This is a genomic window from Streptomyces sp. NPDC002754 (assembly GCF_053592315.1).
Window position 1 is genome coordinate 1,654 of record NZ_JBSFVM010000081.1, and the last position, 2,497, is coordinate 4,150.

Below are 2,497 nucleotides of genomic sequence, written 5' to 3' on the forward strand. Positions count from 1 at the left end.
CAGTCGTGACTGCGTGCCTTTTGAAGAATGAGCCTGCGAGTTTGCGGTGTGTTGCGAGGTTAACCCGTGTGGGGAAGCCGTAGCGAAAGCGAGTCCGAATAGGGCGGTATAGTAGCGCGCTCAAGACCCGAAGCGGAGTGATCTAGCCATGGGCAGGTTGAAGCGGAGGTAAGACTTCGTGGAGGACCGAACCCACCAGGGTTGAAAACCTGGGGGATGACCTGTGGTTAGGGGTGAAAGGCCAATCAAACTCCGTGATAGCTGGTTCTCCCCGAAATGCATTTAGGTGCAGCGTCGTGTGTTTCTTGCCGGAGGTAGAGCACTGGATAGGCGATGGGCCCTACCGGGTTACTGACCTTAGCCAAACTCCGAATGCCGGTAAGTGAGAGCACGGCAGTGAGACTGTGGGGGATAAGCTCCATGGTCGAGAGGGAAACAGCCCAGAGCATCGACTAAGGCCCCTAAGCGTACGCTAAGTGGGAAAGGATGTGGAGTCGCAGAGACAACCAGGAGGTTGGCTTAGAAGCAGCCACCCTTGAAAGAGTGCGTAATAGCTCACTGGTCAAGTGATTCCGCGCCGACAATGTAGCGGGGCTCAAGCGTACCGCCGAAGTCGTGTCATTGCAGCAATAGGGCCAACGCCTGCTGTGATGGGTAGGGGAGCGTCGTGTGCCGGGTGAAGCAGCCGCGGAAGCGAGTTGTGGACGGTTCACGAGTGAGAATGCAGGCATGAGTAGCGATACACACGTGAGAAACGTGTGCGCCGATTGACTAAGGGTTCCTGGGTCAAGCTGATCTGCCCAGGGTAAGTCGGGACCTAAGGCGAGGCCGACAGGCGTAGTCGATGGATAACCGGTTGATATTCCGGTACCCGCTGTGACGCGAAAAGCATCGAATCCAGTGATGCTAAGGCCGTGAAGCCGTTCCGGACCCTTCGGGGAATGGAAAGTGGTGGAGCCGCCGGTCCAAGCTGGTAGTAGGTGAGCGATGGGGTGACGCAGGAAGGTAGTCCAGCCCGGGCGATGGTAGTCCCGGGGTAAGGGTGTAGCCCGTCTTCCAGGTAAATCCGGGAGACATGAGGGTGAGACCTGATGCCGAGCCGATTGTGGTGAAGTGGATGATCCTATGCTGTCGAGAAAAGCCTCTAGCGAGTTTCATGGCGGCCCGTACCCTAAACCGACTCAGGTGGTCAGGTAGAGAATACCGAGGCGTTCGGGTGAACTATGGTTAAGGAACTCGGCAAAATGCCCCCGTAACTTCGGGAGAAGGGGGGCCATTCCTGGTGATAGCACTTGCTGCTTGAGCTGGGGGTGGCCGCAGAGACCAGCGAGAAGCGACTGTTTACTAAAAACACAGGTCCGTGCGAAGCCGTAAGGCGATGTATACGGACTGACGCCTGCCCGGTGCTGGAACGTTAAGGGGACCGGTTAGTCACATTTCGGTGTGGCGAAGCTGAGAACTTAAGCGCCAGTAAACGGCGGTGGTAACTATAACCATCCTAAGGTAGCGAAATTCCTTGTCGGGTAAGTTCCGACCTGCACGAATGGCGTAACGACTTCTCGACTGTCTCAACCATAGGCCCGGTGAAATTGCACTACGAGTAAAGATGCTCGTTTCGCGCAGAAGGACGGAAAGACCCCGGGACCTTTACTATAGTTTGATATTGGTGTTCGGTTCGGCTTGTGTAGGATAGGTGGGAGACTGTGAAGCGGCCACGCCAGTGGTTGTGGAGTCGTCGTTGAAATACCACTCTGGTCGTGCTGGATGTCTAACCTGGGTCCGTGATCCGGATCAGGGACAGTGTCTGATGGGTAGTTTAACTGGGGCGGTTGCCTCCTAAAGAGTAACGGAGGCGCCCAAAGGTTCCCTCAGCCTGGTTGGTAATCAGGTGTTGAGTGTAAGTGCACAAGGGAGCTTGACTGTGAGACCGACGGGTCGAGCAGGGACGAAAGTCGGGACTAGTGATCCGGCGGTGGCTTGTGGAAGCGCCGTCGCTCAACGGATAAAAGGTACCCCGGGGATAACAGGCTGATCTTCCCCAAGAGTCCATATCGACGGGATGGTTTGGCACCTCGATGTCGGCTCGTCGCATCCTGGGGCTGGAGTCGGTCCCAAGGGTTGGGCTGTTCGCCCATTAAAGCGGTACGCGAGCTGGGTTTAGAACGTCGTGAGACAGTTCGGTCCCTATCCTCTGTGCGCGTAGGAATATTGAGAAGGGCTGTCCCTAGTACGAGAGGACCGGGACGGACGAACCTCTGGTGTGCCAGTTGTCCTGCCAAGGGCATGGCTGGTTGGCTACGTTCGGAAAGGATAACCGCTGAAAGCATCTAAGCGGGAAGCCTGCTTCGAGATGAGTATTCCCACCCCCTTTGAGGGGTTAAGGCTCCCAGTAGACGACTGGGTTGATAGGCCAGATCTGGAAGCACCGCAAGGTGTGGAGGTGACTGGTACTAATAGGCCGAGGGCTTGTCCTCAGTTGCTCGCGTCCACTGTGTTG

1 rRNA gene (cut by a window edge) is annotated in these 2,497 nt (G+C 56.4%); it reads left to right on the forward strand.

Annotated elements, in window-relative coordinates:
- Window positions 1-2,475: ribosomal RNA gene (locus ACWD2L_RS40855) — 23S ribosomal RNA — on the forward strand; it begins 177 nt to the left of the window's first position.
- The last annotated feature ends 22 nt before the right edge of the window (window positions 2,476-2,497 follow it).